At 47.4% G+C, this 24,535-nt stretch carries 18 protein-coding genes and 1 pseudogene; 18 read left to right on the forward strand and 1 reads right to left on the reverse strand.

The annotated features are described in order from the left end of the window. Positions 1 to 40: 40 nt before the first annotated feature. The gene (locus tag LZ24_RS06890; RefSeq protein ID WP_186442980.1) at positions 41 to 3,691 is read right to left on the reverse strand and encodes a PAS domain S-box protein; all 3,651 of its coding nucleotides are present in this window, start codon (positions 3,689 to 3,691) and stop codon (positions 41 to 43) included. A 306-nt stretch (positions 3,692 to 3,997) separates the two neighbouring features. On the opposite strand from LZ24_RS06890, the gene LZ24_RS06895 reads away from it, so the two are divergent. From LZ24_RS06895 to LZ24_RS06970, 18 genes and pseudogenes are all read left to right on the forward strand, one after another. Next, on the forward strand, positions 3,998 to 5,827 hold the full coding sequence (locus LZ24_RS06895) for a chemotaxis protein CheA (protein WP_144683934.1): 1,830 nt from the start codon (positions 3,998 to 4,000) through the stop codon (positions 5,825 to 5,827). A 26-nt stretch (positions 5,828 to 5,853) separates the two neighbouring features. Then, positions 5,854 to 6,276, forward strand: a complete 423-nt coding sequence (locus LZ24_RS06900; RefSeq protein WP_144683937.1) for a chemotaxis protein CheW — start codon at positions 5,854 to 5,856, stop codon at positions 6,274 to 6,276. 96 nt (positions 6,277 to 6,372) lie between these two features. Further along, complete coding sequence (locus LZ24_RS06905) at positions 6,373 to 8,373, forward strand: methyl-accepting chemotaxis protein (protein ID WP_144683939.1); 2,001 nt, start codon at positions 6,373 to 6,375, stop codon at positions 8,371 to 8,373. A 70-nt stretch (positions 8,374 to 8,443) separates the two neighbouring features. Beyond that, the gene (locus LZ24_RS06910) at positions 8,444 to 8,722 is read left to right on the forward strand and encodes a histidine kinase dimerization/phospho-acceptor domain-containing protein (protein ID WP_144683941.1); all 279 of its coding nucleotides are present in this window, start codon (positions 8,444 to 8,446) and stop codon (positions 8,720 to 8,722) included. Positions 8,723 to 8,865: 143 nt separating this feature from the next. Beyond that, positions 8,866 to 9,336: a GNAT family N-acetyltransferase gene (locus tag LZ24_RS06915; protein ID WP_144683943.1), complete on the forward strand. Its 471-nt coding sequence runs from the start codon at positions 8,866 to 8,868 to the stop codon at positions 9,334 to 9,336. 357 nt (positions 9,337 to 9,693) lie between these two features. Continuing rightward, on the forward strand, positions 9,694 to 10,053 hold the full coding sequence (locus tag LZ24_RS06920; RefSeq protein WP_186442981.1) for a carboxymuconolactone decarboxylase family protein: 360 nt from the start codon (positions 9,694 to 9,696) through the stop codon (positions 10,051 to 10,053). 68 nt (positions 10,054 to 10,121) lie between these two features. Beyond that, complete coding sequence (locus LZ24_RS06925) at positions 10,122 to 11,537, forward strand: methyl-accepting chemotaxis protein (RefSeq protein WP_144683947.1); 1,416 nt, start codon at positions 10,122 to 10,124, stop codon at positions 11,535 to 11,537. Between the two features lie 5 nt (positions 11,538 to 11,542). Continuing rightward, on the forward strand, positions 11,543 to 12,982 hold the full coding sequence (locus LZ24_RS06930; RefSeq protein ID WP_144683949.1) for a transporter substrate-binding domain-containing diguanylate cyclase: 1,440 nt from the start codon (positions 11,543 to 11,545) through the stop codon (positions 12,980 to 12,982). A 152-nt stretch (positions 12,983 to 13,134) separates the two neighbouring features. After that, on the forward strand, positions 13,135 to 13,263 hold the full coding sequence (locus LZ24_RS17930; protein ID WP_281282277.1) for a hypothetical protein: 129 nt from the start codon (positions 13,135 to 13,137) through the stop codon (positions 13,261 to 13,263). A 533-nt stretch (positions 13,264 to 13,796) separates the two neighbouring features. Beyond that, complete coding sequence (locus LZ24_RS06935; RefSeq protein WP_144683951.1) at positions 13,797 to 14,798, forward strand: TRAP transporter substrate-binding protein; 1,002 nt, start codon at positions 13,797 to 13,799, stop codon at positions 14,796 to 14,798. A gap of 82 nt (positions 14,799 to 14,880) precedes the next feature. Beyond that, complete coding sequence (locus LZ24_RS06940; protein ID WP_144683953.1) at positions 14,881 to 16,740, forward strand: TRAP transporter large permease; 1,860 nt, start codon at positions 14,881 to 14,883, stop codon at positions 16,738 to 16,740. Positions 16,741 to 16,879: 139 nt separating this feature from the next. Continuing rightward, a complete protein-coding gene (locus LZ24_RS06945; protein WP_144683955.1) occupies positions 16,880 to 17,722 on the forward strand; it encodes an amidohydrolase family protein in 843 nt (280 codons plus the stop codon). Positions 17,723 to 17,773: 51 nt separating this feature from the next. After that, on the forward strand, positions 17,774 to 17,920 hold the full coding sequence (locus LZ24_RS17180) for a hypothetical protein (RefSeq protein WP_186442982.1): 147 nt from the start codon (positions 17,774 to 17,776) through the stop codon (positions 17,918 to 17,920). A 452-nt stretch (positions 17,921 to 18,372) separates the two neighbouring features. Continuing rightward, positions 18,373 to 20,868, forward strand: coding sequence for a (2S)-3-sulfopropanediol dehydratase (gene hpsG / locus LZ24_RS06950; protein ID WP_144683957.1), 2,496 nt, complete (start codon positions 18,373 to 18,375; stop codon positions 20,866 to 20,868). Positions 20,869 to 20,959: 91 nt separating this feature from the next. After that, entirely contained in the window at positions 20,960 to 21,907 is a 948-nt protein-coding gene (gene hpsH, locus LZ24_RS06955) for a (2S)-3-sulfopropanediol dehydratase activating enzyme (RefSeq protein WP_144683959.1), read from the forward strand. A 124-nt stretch (positions 21,908 to 22,031) separates the two neighbouring features. Next, positions 22,032 to 23,471 (forward strand): sigma-54 interaction domain-containing protein, encoded by a 1,440-nt coding sequence (locus LZ24_RS06960; protein ID WP_246118541.1) that lies wholly within the window; start codon positions 22,032 to 22,034, stop codon positions 23,469 to 23,471. 174 nt (positions 23,472 to 23,645) lie between these two features. Next, positions 23,646 to 24,014: a condensation domain-containing protein gene (locus tag LZ24_RS06965; RefSeq protein WP_144683961.1), complete on the forward strand. Its 369-nt coding sequence runs from the start codon at positions 23,646 to 23,648 to the stop codon at positions 24,012 to 24,014. Between the two features lie 87 nt (positions 24,015 to 24,101). Then, positions 24,102 to 24,458, forward strand: a pseudogene (locus LZ24_RS06970) (AMP-binding protein); the annotation flags it as partial. Positions 24,459 to 24,535 lie beyond the last annotated feature (77 nt).

The raw sequence follows: 24,535 nt of genomic DNA on the forward strand, positions 1-24,535 counted from the left end.
TTACCACACTTTTCACACAAAAATTATGATACTCCAAAAATCATAAACTGCTGTGATTTTTTCTATCAAGAATTTCCCTTATTTTCACGGCAACTTCCGTATGTTTTGCAGGTTTTGTGATTATTCCTGCAAATCCCATGGATGATGGGTTTTCATCCTGAACCAGATCTGTTCTTCCAGTAAACATAATAAGGGGCAGATCCGGTCTGATATTTTTAATCCGGGCGCAGACTTCCTCCCCCCGCATATCCGGCATGGTCATATCCGTAATCACCAGATCGCAGGCAAAGGAATCATTAAAAACAGCCTCCAGTGCCTCAGATACTCTGGTAAACATTGTTACCGTATAGCCCAGCAGCTCAAGCATGTGAGTAAGCATTCGGGCGATGGGTTCTTCATCATCCAGCACAAGGATGTGTTCACTCCCTTTGAGATCAGGGCTGGATAAAGAAAACTTTTCTTCTGGATCACTTTTTTCCATGCCCTGATTATCCATGATACAGGGAATGTACACTAAAAAATGCGTACCTTCTCCGGGCGTACTTTTTACATCTATGTGCCCGCCATGGGAGCAGACCATGGCATGCACAAGGGAAAGCCCCAGCCCCGTGCCCTTGTCCTTTCCCTTTGTTGTAAAATAAGGATCAAAGATCTTATCGAGAATGGAAGGATCAATGCCAGTCCCCGTATCCTTCACCCCTGCACAGGCATAAAACCCTTCGGGCAGTATGGGATGCTCATCCTCAGATAGATAAATTTCTTCGAGGGAAAGGGTCAGGATACCGCCATCCTTTTCCATGGCCTGGAAGGCATTGGCCACCAGATTGATAAAAACCCTGTGCATCTGGGTGGAATCTGCCCAGACAGGACGGCATGCAGCATCAATATGATTTCGAATACGGATGGTGCTGGGGATACTGGCCCTGGAAAAGTGCAGCACCTCCCTCAAAATGACCTGCATATCCATGGATACTTTTTCTTCGGGAACATTCCGGCTAAAGGTGAGGATGTGTTTGACAAGGTCTCTGGCCCTACCCGATGCAATAAAAATTTCATTGATGTAGTCCGTAAGCTGACTGTCCTCAGCCACCGCTTCCCTTATCAAACCCGCATAACCCATGAGCGGGAAAAGAATATTGTTCAGATCATGAGCTATTCCTCCGGCAAGGGAGCCGATGGCCTCCATTCTGTGGGCCTGATAAACCTGATACTCCCTCTGTAACTCTTCTGTTATGTCCGTGGATACACCCACAAAGGATACAATGGTGCCGGTTTCATCCAGTATGGGTGTAATGGATGCCTGTTCCGTATAATTTTCTCCGGATTTTTTCCGGTTGTTGAAACGACCCTGCCAGGTTCTGCCGGAGCGCAGCACCTGCCACATTTTTCTGTAGTGGGAAGGCGGCATGCTTGGCGGATTGCCTGCAAGCATTCTGGGATGCATGCCCACCATTTCTGCGGCTGTATATCCAGTCACCCTTTCGATGGCAGAGTTCACGTACTGGATCCTTCCGTTGTTATCCGTGATCAGTATCATTTCAGCGGTCTGCTGCATGGCAGATTCCAGCATCCGAAGTTCCTGATCCTTTTTTATCCTGTTACTCACATTTCGCATCTGTGCTATGACTACGGGGTTTTCATCATCAACGCCTTTCACCACCATGGCATTATAATCAAACCAGGCATTGAAAAAGCTGTTGAATTGAATTTTTTTTGCATTGGTTCCTGTGTCAATAGCCTCTTTTACCGCACAGCCTTCGCAAGGAGCTGAACGTTGTATAAGCTCGTAGCATTTCATCCCCCTTACCTCTTCAGGGCTTTTACCGACAACACTTGCCCCTGCCCGGTTAATGGCCTGAATGCTGAAGTCATTTTTAAAAAGAATCACCATATCGGATATGCCATCCAGCATGGTCTTCATCATCGTTTCCTGTCTTCTGAGATTTTTACGGATTTCCACATACTCATGGATATCCGTAATGACCCCTTCGATGGATACCACACGCCCGTTCTCTGCATAGACGCCAACGCCCCTTTCCAGTACCCAGCGCCACATGCCGTTTTTATGGAATATCCTGTATTCCTTCTCATAGGGCTGATTGTTCAGAAAAGATCTGGCAAGGGTTGCTTCCAGCTTTTTTTTGTCTTCCGGATGAATAAGCGCAGAAAAGGGAAGCCTGGCTTCTTCACTAAACACTTCTGCGGCATATCCGGTTAGCTGTTCACAGGTCCCTGTCACATGCTCCATGATCCAGCCGGAGGAGGCTGAGGATCTGAAAATCATGCCCGGAAAATAGTCGGCAATGTTCTGGAGAATGCGCCGTACCTCTATCCATTTTTCCTCTGTCCTTTTAAGCTTTATAATATCATTACCCATATGGGCGAGTTCTCTGAGTATATCCCTGTCCTGTTCATCATAATCCGTATCCTTGTTTCCGGCACCGAAAAATCCCACAAGCTGTTTTTTTTCAAATAAGGGAAGCAAAATGACAGAATGAATCTCCTCGACACCAGGAAAAGCAGATAAGTCAGGGATGCTGTTTCGATTGCAGACCATTACATCCCCCTTTTCTCTGCATGAGGTAAAAAGCCGGGATGCACACAGGGCATCACTCTGATGAAGATTTTCATTATGAAAAAAACCATCAGGTCCATGGAGCATGATTCCCTTCATAAGGCTGCTGTTTCTGGAACAGAAAAAGGCAAAACCGCTTTCCGTAATCTCCCCTGCGATTTCTATTATTTTTTGGATTATCCCGTGACTGGTGGTAAAATCTTTCAATTCACTGATGCGAAGCCTGGCTTCCAGCAGCATTTCCATGCGTTTTTCCGCTGTCACATCCCGAATGGTGCAGAGAATCCCCGAAGCCTCCCCAGCCACATCCTTGATGGGGGCCTTTATAATATGGTACCAGCGCCGCCCGATATCACTCTGATAGGCTTTGCTGATGGTCATTGTTTTTCCTGTTACAAGAATCTCCTCATCCTCTTTCCTGTGTTCCTTTGCTTTTTCCTCCGGGAAAAAGTCAAAATCCGTCTTACCCTCAATGGAGGAATTCATATTAAAATCTTTAAAATAATTAAAAAATGAAGGTGTTACTTTTTTAAAAACAAAATTCCTGTCCTTTAAGATCAGAAAGTCCGGTGTGTTCCGGAAAATCGTATCCAGCAGATTTTCCTGATCCGCCAGAAGCTGACGGGAGGTAAGCAGCAGGTGAATATCCCTTGCAATGCAGAGGACTTTATTGCCGGGGGGCATCAGAATAGCCTCACCAAAACAGGTATAAAATTTTTTCTCATGGGATTTCACGGGAATATGTACCCGGATATTTTCCAGTGCTCCTTTTTCTGCAAGCAGCGCCTTCATCCTGTTCCGCTCCTCAGCCTTGATAATGCCAAGATCCAGCGAAGTACGGCCAAGGATTTCCTCTTTTGCGTATCCCGTAACCTCAAGAAAAGAAGGGTTCACATCCTCAAGAAGCCCAGTTTCCAGATTCGTTAAAGCCATGGGAATTCTGTTGGCTGTAAAAAAACGCCGGAAAGAATCTTCATATTCTTTTTTTTTCTGCACAAGCAGCCTGTTCTGTTCCCGTAAGCGGACAAGGACAAAACAAAGGATGCCGGTTAAGAGAGTCGGAACACCAATAAAAAAAATCTGCACCCCATGATAATCCATGATTGTAAAAGGCATATTTCGTTCCCATGCACCAGATCTATATAAAATACCTGTTTCTGCTACCCAGATCATTTTTCATCCCGACAGCCCTCACTCACTTTTCAGATTTCCCACCCTTTATTTGTTTTACAATTTCGTGAAGTGTTTTTCCCCATAATTCATAACCTTTCCATTAAAAAGAAGCTTTTTTATCTGATGGAATCTAACTGGAAAAAATACTTGACAAGAAAGCATTCATAAAATACTTGTTAAACATAATCGACAAAGACAGCTTAATCAACCCATTTTCAATGACTGTTTAAAAAAATTCAAGGAGCTTTTATGTCCGAAGACCAGGCCCGGCAGGCAGGCTCCCTCAGGGTAAACGTACACCTTCTGGACAGCCTCATGACGCTGGCCGGAGAGCTTGTTTTGAGCCGCAATCAGCTTACGCAGGGGATCTCCACCAGCAATGCCAGAACCGTTGAAGTGGCAGGGCAGCGCATTGACCTGATCACATCCGAGTTGCAGGAAGCCATCATGCGTACCCGTATGCAGCCCCTTGCCAATGTTTTTGACAAATTCGGCCGCATCGTCCGGGATCTTTCCCTTTCTCAGGATAAAAAAGCAGAACTTTCAATCCATGGCAATGAAGTGGAGCTGGATAAAACCATCATAGAGGCCATTCAGGAGCCCCTCACCCATCTTCTGAGAAACTGCGTGGATCACGGCATTGAAAAGCCGGAGATTCGTCTGCAAAAAAATAAACCCGATGCAGGCGCCATAAAGCTGAAGGCCTTCCATGAAGCCGGTCAGGTAAATATAGAAATTGAAGATGATGGCAAAGGGATGGACCCGGAAGCCATTGCCGCGTCTGCCCTGGGCAAGGGGATGGTTTCTGAAACGGAACTGCTGACCATGGGGACAAGGGAAAAAATCAATCTTATTTTTCTTCCCGGCTTTTCCACAGCCCAGCAGGTTACAGATGTGTCAGGCCAGGGAGCAGGCATGGATGTGGTAAAAGCCAACCTTGACCGGCTGGGTGGTATTACAGACATTGAATCTGTCATAGATAAGGGCACCCGCATCCGCATCAAGCTACCCCTGACCCTTGCCATCATCCCCAGCCAGATTATTTCCTTGGGCAGAGAACGCTATGCCATTCCTCAGGTCAATCTCGATGAACTCATCCGCATTCCTGCAGCTCAGGTGAAAGAACGCATTGAAAGGGTAGGCAATGCCCCGGTTCTGAGACTCCGGGGGGTGCTGCTTCCCATACTGAATCTGGCTGAAATACTGGGTATCCTCCGTACGTATAAAGACCCTGCCACCGGAGAAGAAAAACCCGAGCGCAGAATCAATATCGCAGACCGCAGATCTCCGGATCTGAGCAGCCGTGCAGAGGAAAATACAAAAACGGACACTTCTGAAAAACTACAGCCAAGGAAGAATAAAGACCGCCGGTACAGGGCAGAAAGCGCCATACACATTGCCGTGGTCTCCACGGGTACTTTCCGTTACGGCCTTCTGGTGGATGGATTCATGGATTCTGAAGAAATTGTGGTAAAGCCACTAGGCCGTCACCTGACAGGCTGCAAAGGATATGCGGGGGCCACCATCATGGGAGACGGGCGTGTGGCCCTGATTCTGGATGTGGCTTCTCTGGCAGCCATGGCATCCCTTTCTGCAGCAGACACAAGCGCAAGCCATCTGCATCAGGCGCATGGGGATAAAATTAAAAGCCTGAAGGATGATAAAACAGCCCTGCTTCTTTTCCGTAACGGAGAACAGGGTCAATGTGCCGTACCTCTGGATCTTGTGGAACGCATTGAGCGCATCAGGGCAGCGGATATTGAGTATGCGGGAGGCAGAAGGGTGCTGCAGTACAGGGGAGGATCGCTGCCCCTGCATGAGCTTGGGGAATGCACCAGCCTTGGTCCCATCAGTGTGAATGAAGAGGTGGACGTCATTGTTTTCCGGATAGATGGCAGGGAAATGGGCCTGATGGTCAACGGCCCTGTGGATGCGGTGGAAGTTACCATTGAGATGGATCAGCGCACCCTGAAACAGCCGGGCATCATGGGTTCCATGATTGTGAACAGCCGCACCACCCTCATGGTGGATATTTTCACTCTGGTCCGGACCCTTCTGGGCAGTGCGGTGGATGCATAAAATAATCTTCAGGAAAGGAAAAACCCATGGCAGCCCCATCCCTTCTGGAACTTGCCACATTCTATGTGGGAGAAACCCTCTGTGGCATTGATATTTTAAATATTCAGGAAATCAACAATCATACGGAAATTACACCCGTACACGGTTCAGATAACTGGGTTAAAGGCGTTATAAATCTCCGGGGCCGCATTCTGACGGTGATGGATATGGGCCTCAGGCTCGGGCTTCTGCCCGTCAAAGACAGCCGTACCCTTGTGGTGGGGTATGAGGATGAGCATCTGGGGCTGCTGGTGGGGGAAATAGAAGAAGTTGTCATTGCGGATTCCTTAAAAATTGAACCTCCACCACCCAATCTGAATGGCGCGCAGGGTCGTTTTTTTAAAGGGGTCTTTAAAACGGATACAAAACTTATCGCTCTGCTGGACCTGAAAACCATACTGGAAACATAAAGGTTTTTTTAATCCGTCATTATAAAAACAGGTATTTTATATAAACCCTGTCTTTTGCATCAAACAAAAAACGTCTGGAAAAAGGAGCTTGTGATCATGAAGTCCCTGAATATCCAATCCATTGGTTTCCGCATTTTTGCCATGGCCATCCTCTCTGTTCTTCTGCCCCTGCTGGTGGTGGGCACCCTTGCCATCACAAGATCCACGGCAGCACTGACGGAGAACGCCGCCGAAAATACCATGGGTGTTGCCCAGGACCTTGCCAATCTCATGGACAATCTTCTTTTTGCAGAAATGCGTCTTTGTGAATCCATGTCAGACCAAAGTCTTGTTCAGGAACTGCTTTACGCAGCAAGGGAAAAGGGCGTGGAAGGCTCTCGGCCAGAGGCTGCGGCACTTTTTGAAAACCTCAAGGAAAGCCGGATGTCAGCCAACCATCAGGGCGTTTTTGTGGCCGATGCCAAGGGTGAACTTCTGACGGGTATCCTTGAAAACGGCAACGAATACATCGGTTTCAATATTGCCAATAATGACGAATTCAGAAGGGCAATATCCTCCCGTGAAACCACCATCGGCCATGTATTTATCTCTGCGGCCACAGGCAATCTGGTCATGCCCATCAACACACCCATCTATGCTAGAAATGGTGATTTTCTGGGTGTATTTGCAACGGTAATCAAAGCCGGATACCTCACGGAAATTGTTGCCAGCCGCACACTGGGAGACACGGGATATGGCTACATGCTCAATGAAAAGGGTGTTGTTCTGGCCCACCCCAACCAGCAGCTTGTCCTTGAAACGGATATCAACAATATTCCTGAAATGCAGCACATCGCCAGAGAAATGTTCAGGGGACAGACTGGTGCCGACAGCTATGTTTTTCAGGGTGTTCGCAAGATGGCGGGTTTTGCTCCCGTAAAAAATACAGGCTGGGTGGTCTCCGCAACGCAGGATCATGAGGAGTTTCTTGCAAGTGCTGTGGGTGTGCGTAACATTATTGTCATTGTCATTCTTGTCTCCCTTGTCCTTGTGGGCTTTGTTGTCACCTTTGTGGTCCGCTCCATTGTCTCTCCCATCAATGCGGCTGTGGCTGGCCTGAAAGACATTGCCGAGGGCGAGGGAGACCTCACCATGCGCCTGAAAATCAATACCAGAGATGAAGTTGGGGAGCTGGCCCGCTGGTTCAATACCTTTGTGGAAAAACTGCAGGGAATTATGCGGGACATAGGCAGTGGTGTTCATACCCTGTCTTCTTCCGCCACCCAGCTTTCGGACATTGCCGATGAAACCAGCAAAGGGGTTCAGGATGTCTCCGAAAGATCAGGCAATGTGGCGGCAGCTTCCGAAGAGATCAGCGCCACCATTGATATGTCAGTATCTTCTTTGGAAGAATCATCCAGCAACACCAACCTTCTGGCAACGGCATCCGAAGAGATGTCTGCAACCATATCGGAAATTGCTCAGAATGCGGGCAAGGCAAGGAGTATTTCCAGTGATGCCGCAGACCGGGCCGCCAGTATGTCTGATCACATGGGTAACCTTAAAACCGCAGCCAATGCCATCGGCAAGGTAATCGAAACCATCACGGATATTTCTGAGCAGGTGAATCTGCTGGCCCTCAACGCCACCATAGAAGCGGCCAGAGCAGGAGATGCTGGCAAAGGTTTTGCCGTTGTCGCCAATGAAATCAAAGAGCTTGCCCGGCAGACGGCCAGTGCCACACAGGATATCAGGGAAAAAATTGAGGATATCCAGAATACCACCGTCACTACGGTTAAGGAAGTGGGAGATATTACAAAGGTCATCAATGAGGTGAGTGATGTGGTGGGCAACATCGCCGCTGCTGTGGAACAGCAGTCCACCGCTGCCAGCGAGGTGGCAGGCAATGTGGCCCAGGTTTCACGGGGAATTGAATCGGTCCATGAAGGGGCCACCCAGAATGCCACTGTCATTCAGGAAACCACAAAGGATATCGCAGGCATTACCCACGCCATGGAAGAAATAAAAAACAAAGGGGTTCAGGTCAGTGAGAGTGCCGGAGAACTTTCAAAGCTTTCAGTAAGCCTGCAGAAGCTGGTAAGCCAGTTTAAATTTTAAGATATTTATCCCTCCGGACCCTGCAGACCTGCTGTCCGGAGGGATAAAAACTGTTCAAGGGGAAAAATACATGTCAATACAGGCATTGAAAGAACGGCTGGCATCCGGACTCATGAAAAGTGAAATGGTCAGTCTCGGCCAAAGCCGTTTTATTGCAAGGGCAGGCTATGAAATCCGCAACCCCCTGAACGGCATTATCGGTATGTCTGCACTGCTTTTAAATACAGAGCTTGATGAAGATCAGCTTGAATGTGCGGAATTCATAACCATGTGCGCCTACGAACTGCTGGACATAGTAAATTGCTTTGAAGAACTGATCCATCAGGATGTCCTGTCCACGAAAGAATAAGAGTTCATGTCTTCCCGTAAAGGGGTGGAATTTTTTTCGCTGCAGCCCTGCCATAATGACCCTGTCCGGGGCCTTAGAAATAAAACACAAATTTTTCAATATTTTATAAAAATATTTTGATAATTCGGCAATGAAAGGAAACCATGCCCCTTGTAATTGAAGAAGCTGAGCGACCGGAGCAGTTTGAGGCTGGCGCAGGGCTTTTTAAAGAATATGCAGCATTTCTCGGCTTTGATCTGGAATTTCAGAACTTTTCCGATGAACTGGAAAACCTGCAATCAATGTATGGCCCGCCCCATGGTTTTCTGCTGCTGGCGAAAATGGATAACACTTATGTGGGATGCGTTGCATTAAGGCCAATCGCTCCGGGTACAGGAGAAATGAAGCGATTGTATGTTCTTAAACCCTATCAGGGTAAAGGCATCGGTAAAGCCCTGACAGAAGCCTTCCTTGCCAGAGCCGCAGGCCTTGCTTATCGGGCTGTACGACTGGACAGTGTGGCCAGACTTGGGTCCGCGCTGCGGCTTTACAAAGATTGCGGGTTTAATGAAATAGCACCCTACTGCTTTAATCCCTATCCCGATGCGGTATTTCTGGAATACAGAATATCCTGATTCATAATAGCATTATCAATTCCCATGTCTTTATCAAAAATAACCGGAGTATATACAAAAAAACCAAAATACCTTTAAAAAAATCATAACTGATAAGCAGCCCACGCCGCGCTACTGCGTTGCCATAAGAGTAACTTGTTACCAGATTCAGAATCATTTTGACTACAGACAATTAAATAATCCTTAAACACCTGAATTAAAATAACTAAACCTAAGCCTTCAGAAGGTCGAAACTTACTGAATAAAAGATCCGCTGTCCCAGACCTGATCATATTAGCAAGAGCAAAAAGTACTAATTTTATAGACTTTTTACTATTTTAATTAAAATCGATTAATTGAATGAAGGAGAAACATATTATGGGTGAATTGATACTTGAATATGAAGAAAAAATGTGGGAGTTATTTGAATTAACAAAGAAACAAATGCCCGATCTTAGTGAAGCCTACTATGGCTCAGTAAAAAATGCTGTATATGGTGAAGGCTCATTAAGCATAAAAAATAAGAGATTAATTTCTTTGGCAATTGGCATTCAGGCTGGTTGTAAGGACTGTATGATTTCCCAAACATCGAAGGCATTAGATTCCGGTGCAACAATCGAAGAAATTTTTGAAGTTTGTGCTATCAGTGTCAGCATGGGAGGTACCCTCGCATGGAGTAAGGCATTAATTGTTGCTGATTATCTTCAAGAACGGGGAATAATTAAGCCTGCGCTGTAATGAATAAATAGCCAGATTGGTTACTGATTTTCCAAGAAATTTTAAGTTTCAAAAAGGAGGTAGTGCTCATGCTGAACATTCAGTATAAAATTAAACTTGCCATGTGGTCCATTTTTTTAATTGTCATAGGATTTTTTAGCTATAAAATATTCATTGGCGACCTTCAAGAAACTGAAAAAATAAAAAATTTATTATCTATTATAATAATATTATTTGGAATGAACTTAATATTATTAAGATATAATTACAGTAAACAACGCTTAATTTTTTACTTAGAAGGATCATTAGATGCATTACCATTCCCTGTAACTACAACCGACATGAAAATGAGATGGGTATTTATTAATAAGACAACAGAAACTTTATTGGCCCGTCAAAATTTAGATAAAAAAAGTGTTATTGGCAAACACTGCTCAAATTGGCAAGCTGATATATGTGAAACAGAAAACTGTGGTGTCCACTGCCTTAGAAAAGGAAAACAGACAACTCATTATACACAAGAATATTCTGATGCTCCCAGCACATACATGCAAGTTGATACACACTATATTAACGATGATAGCGGGAAAAAAATTGGGCACGTAGAGCTGGTAACTAACGTAGACTCATTAAAACAATTATCAGATACAGCTAAAATACTTACCCCTTCTTCAGAATCTCTTCTTGATGTCGCAAAACAGCTCGAACAAAATTCCGTTTCTACCTCACAACGATCCGATTCCGTAGCCGTTGCTTCCGAAGAAATGAGCTCCAGTATGCAGTCGATGTCCAGGGCTATGGAAGAAACAACCATGAACATGAATCACATAGCTTCGGCAGTCGAAGAAATGAATGTAACGATTAATGAAATTGCAAAAAATTCTGAAAATGCAAGAACTATTACAAGCCATGCTGTAGAACAGGGACAAAATGCATCTGTTCAGGTAAAAACTCTTGGAGAGTCTGCTAAAAAGATTGCTAGGGTTACAGAAATGATATCAGAAATATCAGAGCAAACAAATCTCTTAGCCTTAAATGCTACAATTGAAGCTGCCAGAGCAGGTGAGGCAGGAAAAGGCTTTTCTGTTGTAGCTGCAGAGATCAAAGATCTTGCCAAGCAAACATCCAATGCAACCAATGAAATAAAACAGACAGTCGAAGGAATTCAGACATCAACCGATGGAACCGTATCAGAAATTGAAAAAATATCAGCGGTCATAATTGAAATTAACGACGTCGTTTCTTCTATTGCCTCTGCAGTTGAAGAGCAGTCCGTTACAAGTCGTGAAATGTCAAAAAACATAATGGAGGCTTCTTCGCGGGTAGCAGATATTAATGATAATATCATTCAGAGTTCTTCTGTTTCTTCAGAAATTGCAAAAGATATTTCTGTTGTGAATCAATCCGCAAGTAAAATAACACAAAGCAGTTCTGAATTAACCTCCAATGCAGAAAAGCTGGATTCTTTAGCTAAAAAACTGGCTACTATGGTTAGGGATGTATAAGTTCTATGAGAAAGGCTGCGCTCATCCATGCTGTTTTAATTTTCTTTTTTTCATTTCATTTTTTTACAGAAATAAGTTTCAGTCTGGACTTATCTCCTGAAGAAAAAATCTGGCTGGAGGGCATTTCCCCCCTGCGTTTCAGCGAGGTGGACTGGCAGCCCCTTTCTTACACTTCCGACTACCCTGTCTACAAAGGTCTCATTGCCGATTACCTTGACATCATCAGCAGCAGCACCGGCATCAGAATGGAATTTATTCTCAGTGAAACATGGCAGGAGGTGCTGGACAAATTTCAAAACAGGGAAATTGACCTTATCCCTGCTCTGGCACTGGAAGATGATGTAAAAACCGACGTTCTTTTTACTGATTCTTACATATCCTTTCCGCTGGTCATCGTTACACGGTCAGACAGGGAATTTATCGCCTACACCCATGAGCTGAAGGGAGAAAAAGTGGGCGTGGGCAAGGGCTATACAAGCCATAACTTTATGAAAAACAACTATCCGGCCATTGAGCTGGTCACCACAGCCAACGTACCTGAGGGCCTCCATCTGCTCCGACGGGGAAAAATTGATGCCTTTGTCGGACACCTCGCCGTTGTCATGTACGCCATGAGAAAGTACGGTCCTGATCTCCGCATCGCAGGAAAAACAGAATATGTGTTTGAACACCGCATGGGGCTTCCGCCGGAACATGCCCACACGGTTGCCATCTTTAATAAGGTTTTTAAAGAAATTTCCCCGGAGGAACACAACCGGATTTACAACAAATGGATCCGAATCAAAATGGACCGGACAGACAATTCTCTGGCCTGGAAAGTTCTGGCTGCAACCAGCTTCCTGATTTTTATCATTATCTGCTGGAACAGAAAACTTTCCACAGAAAAAAAACAATTTCAGCAGTTGCTTTGTGATCTGAACAGGCTGAAAACAGAGCTGGAAGAAAAAAACCATGCGCTGAACAGGCTGGCCGTTACGGATCAGCTCACCGGGCTTTATAATCGCCTCAAACTGGATCAATCCTTTCAGTATGAAGTAGACCGCTCAGAAAAATATGGTCATTCCTTTGGCATCATTCTGATGGACATTGATTATTTCAAAGAGATCAATGACACCTATGGGCATCAGACAGGTGACAGAATTCTTGTCATTCTTTCAGACCTGATTCTCGCCAATACAAGAAAAACGGATATCATCGGAAGATGGGGAGGTGAGGAATTTCTGATCATCTGTCCGGAAATTGATGAAGCCGGGATTAAAATGCTGGCTGAAAAACTTCAGGGCGTGATTGCATCCTTTGTTTTTCCGGAAATACAAAGGACAACGGCCAGTTTTGGTGTCACCCTTTACAGAAAAAATGATGACATCCCAAGCCTTATGAAAAGGGCGGATGAGGCCCTTTACACAGCCAAAAAAAGCGGAAGGAACAAGGCAATTTTAAACTGATACCCCCATACAGACCATTCTTATTCGCCCGGCCAATCCAGACAGCCATCCAAAATATTTCTGCCATCCTTGTACTGCTAAGAACTTGCCTGTATTATTTATCCCGTTTTTTCATTTATTCATCAAAACTGCCTGTTCAAGGAAGCTATGCCATGGGCTTACATCCACCAAATGCCTTTCCGCCGGAAGAGGGACTGTCGCAGCAGGAAATTTGTATTGTAGAAGATGATGCCCGGCTTGCCACTGCTGATTCTTCTGCCACCTGTACAAAATTAATCTGAATTACAGCATAAAATAATACAAAGCCGAACACCCCGTCTTTTCAAAGGAAAAACAGGTTCATTCGCACGCACACCTGTATTTGAACATTCAGTTTAAAAAATATTTTTTAACCTTAAAATTCAGTCTTTTTTTTGCAACACAAGACAAGAAAAGTCAAAAAACATGAAAAAAACAGTTGCATAATTGCAACAACCCTTAACTGTCTTGCAATCAAAAACCAAACAAATCATACATATATATCTTATTTTAATACCATTTCATCTTTAAAGAACTGCTTTTCCTCACCACCTACACCCACCCCGCGAATCGTTGCAATTATGCACCATAAATAAATATGGTTCGATCTGATTATCCATATTTATTATTTTTTCCCAACAACTTCCAATATCATATTATAATTCTACCCCGATTAAAATGGAACAGGTTTTGCAAAAAGCCCCCTGAGACTGATGTGGAGTCTATCCTGAAGAACAAACTCCAAAACGGAGTCAGAATAAAGCTGTTTACTTTTTTTTAACCTGAGGAGGAAAAGATGAAAAAAAGAACTGTCTGGATTATTGCCACCATCTTTCTGCTGACCAGTCTTCCTGTACTGGCTCTTGCCCAAAGACCCATTACCCTGAGGCTGGCTCACCCCATGGCTCCGGGCAACAACGTGACCGTTGGCTATGAAAAATTTAAAGAACTGGTGGAAGAAAAGAGTAACCGAAGGATCAGAATACAGATCTTCGGCAACTGCCAGCTGGGCAGCGACAGGGTAACCACAGAGGCGGCTCAGGCAGGAACTCTGGATATGTCTTCCAGTTCCTCACCCAACATGGCAAGCTTTTCTCCGGCTTACATGGCCATCGACCTCCCCTACATCACCGATGCTGCGTATCAGGAAAGCCTTTATAAAGCCCTGGACGAAGGAGAGCTGGGCCGGGCCCTGGATCGTGTTGCCGAAAGTGTGGGCTTAAAAACCATCATGTTCAGTGAATACGGATACAGAAACTTCGTGTCCACCAGCAAGCCCCTTCGTCAGGTGGAAGATCTGAGAAACCTGAAGGTCCGTACAACGGCCTCACCCGTCGAAGTAGCCGTTGCCCTTGAGCTTGGCATGAATCCCTCTCCCATTGCCTGGGGTGAAACCTATACGGCCCTGCAGCAGGGCACGGTGGACGCTCAGGGGAACACCTTCTCCCTGCTGAACGATGCAAAGCACACGGAAGTCATACGTTATGCCATGGACTCAAGGCATAACTATTCCATGCATATTCTGCTGATGAACAAAAACCGGTGGGACCGCCTTACCCCTGAGCAGCAGGGTATTATCACAGAAGCTGCACGGGAAGCCACGGCTTGGCAGCGTGCGGAAACCATCCGGCTTGAAGAGCTCGCATGGCAGGCCTTCCGGGACAGGGGCATAGAAATTACCGAACTCAGCCCGGAACAGCGTGCCGAACTGAAAAGAAGAACAGCCCCGGTCCGTGAAAGATTTGCAAAGGAAATTCCTGCGGAACTGCTCAGGCTGATTGCCGAAACACAGAAATAACTATCTGAAACCAAAGGGGTAGCTGCCAAAAAACAGATACCCCTTTTTGCTGCCTACTTTTTTCCAAAACGAGGGCGATTGCATGGAAGCTGCAAGAACGAAAAAAAGCCCCCTGCACTGGATTGACGAAAACTTTGAATCCATCTTCATGGTCACCGGCCTTCTGACCATCATTTTTTTCATTACCTGGCAGGTACTCTACCGTTACATCATTGTAAGTTTCATTGAAAGGGCTGGTGGTTCCGTATGGGCCGAAGAGTTATCAAGATATATCTTTATCTGGATATCCTACCTTGCCCTGAGTGTTTCCATCCGAAAGCGCTCATCCATACGGGTGGACATCATATATGACAAACTGTCCAAAAGATTTCAGAATATCAGCTGGGTCGTTGTTGAGGTTCTTTTTCTCTGCCTCACCCTCACCATTGCCTGGTTTGGTTACGGCAAAATTCAGAACCTGCTTCAATTCCCACAGACAACACCGGCCATGCGCATCCCCTTCCTTATTCCCTATCTGATTCTGCCCGTCGGCTTTGGCCTGATGTCCCTCCGGCTTCTCCAGTCCCTTAGCCGCCAGTTCAGAATCTGTGGGATAAAGGACAGTTTTACAGGGCTGGCCCTCACCATGCTCATCGTTTCACCCTGTTTTATTTTCGATTACATTGAGCCCATTCCCGTACTTTTCGGCTATTTCATCCTGCTCTGCATTCTGGGTGTGCCCATTGCCATCAGCCTTGGACTTTCCACCCTTGCCACCATTATCTGCGCAGACACCCTGCCCGTGGGTTACATGGCGCAGATTACCTTTACTTCCATAGACAGCTTTCCCATTATGGCCATTCCGTTTTTTATTGCAGCGGGTGTCTTTATGGGAGCAGGCGGGCTTTCCGAACGCCTGCTGGCCCTTGCCGATGAAATCGTGGGTGGACTGTACGGCGGAATGGGCCTGACCTGCATTGTGACCTGCATGTTCTTCGGAGCCATCAGCGGTTCCGGTCCGGCAACGGTGGCGGCCATTGGTGCCCTCATCATTCCAGCCATGAAAGAGAGGGGATATGACATCCACTTTTCTGCGGCACTGATTGCTGCCGCAGGATGTGTGGGCGTGATGATCCCCCCCAGCAATCCCTTTGTGGTGTACGGGGTTTCCGCCCAGGTTTCCATTGGTGATCTTTTCATCAGTGGTATCATCCCCGGCTTACTCACGGGTTTTGTATTGATGGTATACTGTTACCTTTATTCCCGTAAAAAAGGCTGGCGCGGCAGCACAAAAAAACGTACACCCGCCACCTTTGCACGGGCCGCATGGGATGCCAAGTGGGCACTGATGGTTCCTGTTATTGTTCTGGGAGGCATTTACGGTGGCATCATGACCCCTACGGAAGCCGCTGCCGTGGCAGCCTTTTACGGACTTTTTGTGGGAGTATGCGTCTACAGGGAAATGAACGCAAAAGGCGTTGTCGTTGCGTGCAGGGAGGCCTGTGAAACATCGGCCATGATCATCGTCCTGATTGCCATGGCCACCCTCTTTGGCAATATCATGACCATTGAGGATGTTCCCGGAAGCATAGCCAGATGGCTGCTGGATCTGACAAGCAATAAATACATAATTTTAATACTTGTTATCATCCTTCTTCTCATTGTCGGAACTTTCATGGAAGCCCTTGCGGCCATAGTAATTCTCACTCCCATTCTGCTGCCCATTGTAACCAGTGTCGGGGTTTCTCCCCTTCACTTCGGTGTCATCATGGTTCTTAACCTTGCCATCGGATTCATCACTCCGCCTGTGGGCGTCAACCTTTTTGTGGCCAGTGGCATTGCCAAGGTGAAGCTGGAGAAGGTGTCCGTAGCCGTGCTGCCCATGCTTTTATGCATGCTTCTCATCCTTCTGCTCTGCACCTTTATTCCTGAAATACCGCTCTTTCTTGTGGGGAACAGATAAACCATCAACATTTTAAGGGAGTTGTGCACACAATTGTCAATGTCTGACCGCAGCAGACCGGCCCCCCGTCTGGTTTCTGCACCATTCGGACATATCCATCGTGACTGCATGACTCCCGTTTTTAAAAAAGGACAGCCAGATGAAAGTTATCGATTTTCGTTTCCGCCCCAACACACCTGAAATTATAGATGGCATTAAAAACAGCGCCATGTTCAAAGCTGCCTGCAAGGCCATCGGCTTTGATGCCAGCAAACCCCAGTCCCTTGAGGAAATAATTGCGGATCTGGATGCCAGAAACGTGGAGCTGGCTGTGATCACGGGAAGGGATTGCGAAACCACCTATGGAAGCCCGGCAAACAACCCGAGCGTCCTTTCCTTTTGCAAAGCCTTTCCTGAAAAATTTGCAGGATTCTGGGGAATTGATCCACACAAAAAAATGGCTGCCGTCCGGGAAATTGAATACGCCATTCAAGAGCTGGGGATGAAAGGCATCGCCATAGACCCCTACCTTGCCCACATCCCGGCCAGTGAAGCCCGATTTTATCCCATTTACACCAAGTGTGCGGAACTGGATGTACCCGTCTTTGTAACCATGGCTCCTCCCCCACAGGTACCCGGAGCCATCATGGACTATGCCGATCCCAGAGACATCGACCGTGTGGCAAGGGACTTTCCCGAGCTGACCCTGATCATGAGTCACGGTGGCTACCCTTTCGTGAATGAAAGCATTTTTGCCTGCATGCGCAATGCCAATGTCTACATGGATTTTTCCGAATATGAAGAGGCCCCCATGGCAAATGTTTTCATTGAAGCCATGGCTACCACCATTTCAGACAAGGTACTTTTTGCCAGTGCCCACCCCTTTATTGAACTGAGCCATGCCCTCGCTGTCTATGAATCCTTCCCGCTGACGGACGAGGTAAGGGCCAAGGTCATGTATGAAAACGCAAAAAAAGTTTTGAAACTGGAAATAAAAAACTAACCTTTTCAACTGGGTTCTGAAGATATCGTTCCTGCTGAAAAACCCCTTGCGGTGCTGGATCTTTTTCATTACCTCCATGAAAAGAACAGACACCTCATACCCCGTGTGGATGCGGTCATCAAGGAAATGAAGCAGAATGGAGAACTGGATATTCTCATTAAAAAAGCAGAGGAAAAGGTCCTCCATCAGTTCCGGTAAAATCCTTGCACCTCCACCCTGAATCCATCCAAAGCCATTGCCATTGGGCAGTGGCTTTTCTTTTGCGGTGTATGGGACCGTTGCATTTATGCATCGGGGCACTTCGGCTAACACAAGATAAAAAACTGAAATTAAAAACTATTACATCGTCATCACTCCCCTGTTCAGCCTGCTGCCTTCAAAGCGGAAAATGAATTTCAAATTGATGCAATTACGCAACATTTTTTAATCCATCCATCCTTTCTCCAATGCAATGTTGCAAATACGCAACCAAACAGAACAGCCCACACCTCTCAGAAATAATATTCCATGAAAAATAAAAAATCATCCTTAAAAATCAGTGACATGCAAGCATGGCATAATATTTGAATTATATAAAACTGCTTTAGGAGTGATCACAAGGCCAGGTGAGCCGTTCATTCATTATATGGTAATACAGAGGAGGTAGATTTATGTACGATTATGCAGGGTGTGACTGTGTATCCCCCCAGGAACAGCGCCTTCTGGAAAGCATTGAAGGAAAAGAAAATATGTTCCGCCAGACCCATCCGCGTGTTTTTAAAATGCTGGAACGCTTTGATGGCCAGAAACCACGCATTGACGTGGAACGTGCCCTGTATTTCACCCAGTCCATGAAGGAAACCGAAGGCCAGCCCCTGCCTCTGCGCTGGGCAAAGGCACTCATGCACATTGCTCAGAATATCACGGTTTACGTACAGGAAGACCAGTTGCTGCTGGGACGTGCGGGCTGCGATGGCCGCTATGGTATTTTATATCCGGAACTGGATGGAGACTTTCTTGACATTGCCGTACGTGACCTGCCCACCCGGAGCCAGTCTCCTGCCACCATCACCGAAGAAGACGCCAAGCTGGTCATTGAAGAGGTTGCCCCCTACTGGAAAGGCAAAACCTACCATGAAGCCTTGAGCAAAGCCTTTCCCCCCGAGGTTCACAAACTGACCTATGACGATCCTGAAGGGCTGATTTCCCGCTTCATTGTTAATGAAACCTCCTCTTTCCGGTCCTCCCTCCAGTGGGTGCATGACTATGAAAAAATCCTCAAACGAGGCTTCAACGGCATCCGCAGGGAGGCAGAAGAAAAACTGGCAGCCCTTGATCCCATGAGCCCCGTGGATAACTGCGAGAAAAAACCTTTCCTTGAAGCCATTGTTATCGTTTGTGAAGCCATTGTTCTCTGGGCCAGACGCCATGCGGAACTGGCTTATCAGATGGCTGAAAAGGAAAAGGATCCCATCCGCCGCGCCGAACTCCAGCGCATGGCAGAAATTGCGGAGCATGTACCCGGTGAGCCTGCCCGAAACTTTTACGAGGCTGTGCAGAGCCAGTGGTTCACCCAGATGTTCTCCCGTCTGGAACAGAAAACCGGCACCACCATTTCCAACGGCCGCATGGATCAGTATTTCTACCCCTATTATATCAGCGACATGAATGAAGGCCGGATTACGGAAGAGCAGGCCATGGAGCTTCTGGAATGCATGTGGGTGGGAATGGCTGAGTTTATCGATATGTACATATCGCCCACGGGCGGTGCCTTCAATGAAGGATATGCCCACTGGGAAGCCGTCACCGTTGGCGGCCAGACACCGGAAGGCTATGATGCCACCAACGAGCTGACCCACCTTATCCTGAAATCCAAGCGGGAATTTCCCCTTCATTACCCGGACCTTGCCGCCCGCATCCACTCCCGCTCACCGGAAAGTTACCTCTGGGATGTGGCAGAGACCATCAAGGACGGCTCCGGCTTCCCCAAAATCATCAATGACGAAGAAATTGTTCCCCTTTATGTATCCAAGGGTGCCACCTTTGAAGAGGCACTGGACTATGCCGTTTCCGGATGCACGGAAGCCCGTATGCCCAACCGCGACACCTATACCTCAGGCGGGGCCTATATCAACTTTGCCGCTGCCGTGGAAATGGTACTCCGCAATGGCCGCATGAAAAAATACGGAGATCAGGTTCTGGGCGTGGAAACCGGCGATCCCTGCTCCTTTGCATCCTGGGAAGACTTCTGGGAAGCCTACAAAGCCCAGCACATTCTTTTCATGAAAACGGCCTTTATTCAGCAGTACATCATCATCCAGCTCAGGGCCCGCCACTTTGCCCAGCCACTGGGTTCGGCCATGCATGACCTCTGCATGAAACACTGCGTGGACCTGCATCAGCCCAGGATTCCCGAAGGCATCGACCTCGGTTATTTTGAATACATGGGGCTTGGCACGGTGGTGGATTCACTGGCTGCCATCAAAAAGCTTGTCTTTGAAGAAAAGCGCCTCACCATGCGTCAGGTACTGGATGCCATTGATGCCAATTTTGAAGGCCATGAAAATGTGCAGGCCCTTCTCCGCAGTGCTCCGTGCTATGGCAACAACGATCCCTATGCCGATGCCATTGGCCGGGACATTGACCGCATCTCCGTGGAGTTTGGCAAGGCATACAGCAAAGAACTGGGCATTCACAACGATGTCCGTTATGTACCCTTCACCTCCCACGTTCCCTTTGGAAAGGTGGTATCCGCCACACCCAACGGGCGTACGGAGTGGTTCTCCCTTTCCGACGGCTCCTCCGCCTCCCATGGAGCGGATGTCAATGGGCCCACCGCCGTACTGCTCTCCAATTACAATACCAAGAATATGGGAATGCGCGAGCGGGCTGCCCGGATGCTGAACATCAAGTTCACCCCCAAGTGTGTGGAAGGTGATCAGGGTACGGAAAAGCTGGTTTCTTTCATGCGAACCCTCTGTGACCTGAAACTCTGGCACGTTCAGTTCAATGTCATCCGGAAAGAAACCCTGATCGCCGCCCAGAAAGATCCGGCCAAATACAGAAACCTCATTGTACGCATCGCAGGATACAGCGCTTACTTTGTGGATCTCTCTCCCGATCTGCAAAACGACCTCATAGCGCGTACGGAACACGACAACATGTAAAGTTCAACGGTTCTGCCCTGCATCGGGCTCCGGACAGTTTCTTTGTCCGGAGCCTTCTTTGTTCCAAGAAAATAAACCGCAAGGAGATTCCATGAGCAGCTTTGAAGACAGAAAAGTACAAGGCATGATTTTCAATATCCAGAAATATTCCGTACACGATGGGCCGGGCATACGTACCATCGTTTTCACCAAGGGCTGTCCGCTTCGCTGCAGCTGGTGCAGCAACCCGGAATCCCAGGAATATGGCCCTGAGCTGGCCTGCAACAAAGGCCGGTGCCTTGGCTTTGACAAATGCAGCTACTGCCTGGATGTATGCCCAAAGGGTGCCATCGGTGCGGATGCAGAAAATCTTGTGCATGTAAACAGAAGTCTCTGCGGTGACTGCCCTCACCTTTGTGCCGAGGCCTGTCCTGCCCAGAGTCTTATTGTTTATGGTAAAATGCGCAGCGTTGAGGATGTGCTGTCCGTGGTGGAACAGGATGCGGTTTTCTATACCCGCTCCGGCGGCGGGCTTACCCTGTCAGGGGGTGAACCCCTGCTGCAGCATGACTTTGCCATGGCCCTGCTGCGGGAAGCAAAAAAAAGGCGGGTGCGTACGGCCATCGAAACCTGCGGTATGATTCCCTGGGAAACACTGCACGGGGCCTCCCGGCTTGTCAATGATATGCTGTTTGACCTCAAACATATGAACAGCGGGGATCATGAGCGGCACACAGGTATGGGAAATGCCCGTATTCTGGATAATTTCAAGCGCCTTGCCGGTTTACAGAACACTCCCCCCATCCTCGTCCGGACTCCGGTCATACCGGATTTCAACGACAATGAAGAGGCCATCAGGGCCATTGCCGAATTCCTGCGCCCCTTTAAAGAAGGGGTCTCCTATGAACTGCTGCCCTACCACCGCCTCGGTACACAAAAATACCATTTCCTTGACCGGATACCATCCATGGGTGAAGTTCAGCTTGATAAAAAACGCTTTTCCAGCCTGCAGGATACAGCGCAAAGCATACTGGGAGACAGGCTTGTAAGGACAGATTAAGGGCGATGGCTTAAGATAATTCTTTATTTTAACAGATGATTCTGATAATCTCTGACCGGATTTTTTTCTATGGCAAAGCCTGAGACAGGTGAATTTCCGGTGTCGGATGACTGCCGGAGACTTAATGACAAACCATGGGTTTTCTGCCATTAACCCTCCATTGCAAGACAGAGATATGCTGCCAAATGCCAAGGATCTGCTGGCCAGGCACAGCCTGGATATTCTGGACGCCATTCCCGAGGGCGTTTTTGTTACCAACCTTGAGGGCATTACACTTTACGTAAACCGGATGTATGAACAGCTGACAGGTCTTTCCCGGCATCAGGTGCTGGGTCGTCAGGTACGAACCCTGGTTGAGGAAGGTGTTTTTGACGTAGCGCTGAATCCTGAAGTGGTCCGCAAATCAAAAACCGTTACCCACACCCAGCGGCTCAGAAACGGGAAAATGCTTGTTCTCACGGGAACCCCCGTTTTTGATGAATCCGGGGCCCTGCGCCTTGTGATTACCTTTGCAAGGGATATTACAAGAATCAGCCAGCTGAACGAGCAGATTTCAGAGCAGAAACAGCTCATCGAACAGACCAACGAACAGATGGCCTATATGGCCCGTGAACAATCCCTGACCACAACGCCTGTTTTTGCAAGTAAAGTGATGCGGGAAACCCTCAGCTTCCTGCAGACCATGGCAAAAACCGATGCCACTCTTCTGATTCTTGGAGAAACCGGCGTGGGCAAAGATGTCTTTGCCCGCTATGTCCACGGTCAGAGCCAGCGTTGCGATAAAGTGATGATGAAGGTTGACTGCGGGAGCATCTCCGAATCTCTCGTTGAATCGGAAATGTTTGGTTACATGGCCGGAGCCTTTACGGGAGCCTCAAGCAAGGGAAAGGCAGGATACTTTGAGCTGGCCAAAGGCAGCACCATTTTCCTTGACGAAATAGGTGAAATGCCCCTCACCATGCAGACCCGCCTCCTCCGCGTTCTTCAGGATGGAGAAATTATGCGCATAGGCGGAAACAAGCCCGTCAAAGTCGATGCCAGAATCATAGCAGCAACCAACAGGGACCTTGTCAGCAGTATTGAAGAGGGAAAATTCAGGCAGGATTTATTTTACAGACTCAATGTTGCTACGGTTAAAATTCCACCTCTGCGGGAACGCAGGGCTGACATTCCTCTCCTCGCAGAAACTTTTCTGCGTCAGTACAGCCTAAGATACCATAAACAGATCGCCTTCATGGACATAACCCTGGAAACCCTCACCCATTACCACTGGCCGGGAAATGTTCGTGAACTTGAAAACCTTGTCCACTCCCTTGTCATAACCCATGAGGGGCCCCTCATTGCCCCTGCCGACCTTCCACCTTCTATTCACGGAAAAAAAACGGAAACAGCAGAGGATTATAAAGAATTTCTGCAGGGAGAACGTTCCCTTAAAGAAATCATGGCAGAAATTGAATCTGACTTTTTAAATCGTGCCATCCGGCACCACGGCTCCGTCCAGCAGGTGGCACGGATTTTTAAAATCAATCGCAGCACCATCTTCAGAAAAATCAATAAAAAATGACATGAGGTATGGACAGTCCCTGCCGTTTTTTCCTCTCCTTCCCCTGCTTTGCCTGCTATAAGAAACACCGTTCCATATTCAAAAGCAAAACAGCTTTTTCCTGTCATCAAAAAACCCCGGCTTTTCAGCTTTTTTATAATCATATCTCCCAGCTTGAGAGAAAGGGTCTTTGCCATGCCTTCTTTTCATCCCCTGACCCATGCGGAAAAACGCATCTACCTCACCCAGAAAATGCACCCGGAATCATCCATGTGGAATGTCCCCACCTCCTTCCGGCTGCCTTCCGGAGACGGGGATCTTCTGTTTAAAGCCGTGCAGCTTTTCCTGAAAAACCGAAGGGATATTCAGGTCCGGTTCAGGGAAACGGATGGCATTCCGCAGAAATACTTTTCAGACAGGGAAGACATTCCCCTTCTCATGCTGGATTTTTCAGACAGGGATGAGAAAGACTGCATGGAGTGGATGGATAAACAAAGCAGAACCCCCATGCCCATGCTGGAGCATCCCCTTCACTTCTTTGCCGTTTTAAGGGGAACAGATTGAGGGCTTCAACCCAAAGGATGCCCTCCCCGAAAGCCGCCATACCCCTCAGGCCCATATGGAAGCAGAGGCCCGTCCGGCAACCCCGGAGCAAGGGTTGTGGTGTGGCTAGAAAGGGTTCTGACCTACGGGAAGCTGGACTCTTTATCCAATGCCCTTAGCCGAAAGCTGCTGGCCATGGGTGCCGGACCGGAAACAGTAGTGGGCCTTCTCATGGACCGCTGTCCGGAACTCATCACGGCCCAGATGGCCATCATCAAAACCGGAGCAGCCTTCATGCCCATTGATGCGGGATATTCGGACTCCTGTATTTCTTTCATGCTGGAGGATGTGGAAGCTCCCTTCCTCATCACCCAGACCCGTTTTATAAAGGAAAGGAATTTTCAAAAAACCATCCTTTTCAATATGGATGATCCGGATATTTTTGAACACCATACCGCCCAATAAAGCATAACCGCCTTTTTGTTGCTGCAGTCTTCTGAATTTTATGTTCAAAAGCTCCACGGAACTGAAAAGGAAGACTA

Source organism: Desulfobotulus alkaliphilus, from assembly GCF_007830435.1.
GTDB lineage: Bacteria > Desulfobacterota > Desulfobacteria > Desulfobacterales > ASO4-4 > Desulfobotulus > Desulfobotulus alkaliphilus.

What these genes read in the sequence shown, in the direction of transcription:
- LZ24_RS06935 (WP_144683951.1), top strand. Translation starts at nt 13,797, where the DNA reads ATGAAAAAAAGAACTGTCTGGATTATTGCCACCATCTTTCTGCTGACC.
- LZ24_RS06925 (WP_144683947.1), top strand. Translation starts at nt 10,122, where the DNA reads ATGCTGAACATTCAGTATAAAATTAAACTTGCCATGTGGTCCATTTTT.
- LZ24_RS06960 (WP_246118541.1), top strand. Translation starts at nt 22,032, where the DNA reads ATGACAAACCATGGGTTTTCTGCCATTAACCCTCCATTGCAAGACAGA.
- LZ24_RS17930 (WP_281282277.1), top strand. Translation starts at nt 13,135, where the DNA reads ATGGGCTTACATCCACCAAATGCCTTTCCGCCGGAAGAGGGACTGTCG.
- LZ24_RS06910 (WP_144683941.1), top strand. Translation starts at nt 8,444, where the DNA reads ATGTCAATACAGGCATTGAAAGAACGGCTGGCATCCGGACTCATGAAA.
- LZ24_RS06930 (WP_144683949.1), top strand. Translation starts at nt 11,543, where the DNA reads ATGAGAAAGGCTGCGCTCATCCATGCTGTTTTAATTTTCTTTTTTTCA.
- LZ24_RS06940 (WP_144683953.1), top strand. Translation starts at nt 14,881, where the DNA reads ATGGAAGCTGCAAGAACGAAAAAAAGCCCCCTGCACTGGATTGACGAA.
- LZ24_RS06895 (WP_144683934.1), top strand. Translation starts at nt 3,998, where the DNA reads ATGTCCGAAGACCAGGCCCGGCAGGCAGGCTCCCTCAGGGTAAACGTA.
- LZ24_RS06920 (WP_186442981.1), top strand. Translation starts at nt 9,694, where the DNA reads ATGGGTGAATTGATACTTGAATATGAAGAAAAAATGTGGGAGTTATTT.
- LZ24_RS06890 (WP_186442980.1), bottom strand. Translation starts at nt 3,691, where the DNA reads ATGCCTTTTACAATCATGGATTATCATGGGGTGCAGATTTTTTTTATT.
- LZ24_RS06905 (WP_144683939.1), top strand. Translation starts at nt 6,373, where the DNA reads ATGAAGTCCCTGAATATCCAATCCATTGGTTTCCGCATTTTTGCCATG.
- LZ24_RS06945 (WP_144683955.1), top strand. Translation starts at nt 16,880, where the DNA reads ATGAAAGTTATCGATTTTCGTTTCCGCCCCAACACACCTGAAATTATA.
- LZ24_RS06900 (WP_144683937.1), top strand. Translation starts at nt 5,854, where the DNA reads ATGGCAGCCCCATCCCTTCTGGAACTTGCCACATTCTATGTGGGAGAA.
- LZ24_RS06965 (WP_144683961.1), top strand. Translation starts at nt 23,646, where the DNA reads ATGCCTTCTTTTCATCCCCTGACCCATGCGGAAAAACGCATCTACCTC.
- LZ24_RS06915 (WP_144683943.1), top strand. Translation starts at nt 8,866, where the DNA reads ATGCCCCTTGTAATTGAAGAAGCTGAGCGACCGGAGCAGTTTGAGGCT.
- hpsG (WP_144683957.1), top strand. Translation starts at nt 18,373, where the DNA reads ATGTACGATTATGCAGGGTGTGACTGTGTATCCCCCCAGGAACAGCGC.
- hpsH (WP_144683959.1), top strand. Translation starts at nt 20,960, where the DNA reads ATGAGCAGCTTTGAAGACAGAAAAGTACAAGGCATGATTTTCAATATC.